Annotated in this window: 1 protein-coding gene; it reads right to left on the reverse strand. The window is 40.3% G+C overall.

Annotated features, from left to right (window positions below):
* Positions 1–652 (reverse strand): Mu transposase C-terminal domain-containing protein (locus Q1B07_RS26710; protein WP_299095864.1); only part of this gene is annotated, 652 nt, incomplete at both ends.

Raw genomic sequence — 652 nt, forward strand, 5'->3', positions numbered from 1 at the left:
TGCTTGGAGATGTGAGGGCAATGTTGGTCTTTTTCCGGCTCTTTCTCCAATTACCAGCTTTTTGGCTTTCCATGAAGAATGTCCTTCATATTCAATCGTTAGCTCATCCAAATTCGCAGGATCATAAACAACATCAACCTGGCGTCCGATAAATGAAAGACCAACTTCATATTTTTGATCCATAAAACTGATGCATCCCGATTTATCTACTTTTCTGGTCTCACAATGTAAGAAGGCATTCGCTAGTTTATCCGGATCAATAAAACGAAGTGCTTTTTTATCGCTTCGAAAAGCTGTTTCAGGGCTAATGTTCTCCCCAAGTCCAGAGTGTGTTTTATTTTGATAACACTCAGTTAGCCATACTTGGAAAAGCTTATTCAACCGATCCAAGGAATTAGGCTTTTCAAGGGCCACTTCTCCCAAGAAAGAATCTACAACTCGATTAAAGCGTTCAACCTTTCCTTTTGATTCAGCTGAATAAGGCTTTGCGTAAATAAGTCTTGTACCCAATTTGGAACAAGTGCGAGACATCCACTTGGTTCGATACTGTTTCCCATTATCAAAGTAGACAGCTTCCGGAGTGCCATATTTTTGAATGGCGTTTCGAAAAGCATCCTCGATAATCCTGGAATCCAGTGTAGGATAAAAGGCT

The sequence above is a fragment of the uncultured Metabacillus sp. genome (assembly GCF_947503125.1).
Lineage (GTDB): Bacteria > Bacillota > Bacilli > Bacillales > Bacillaceae > Metabacillus.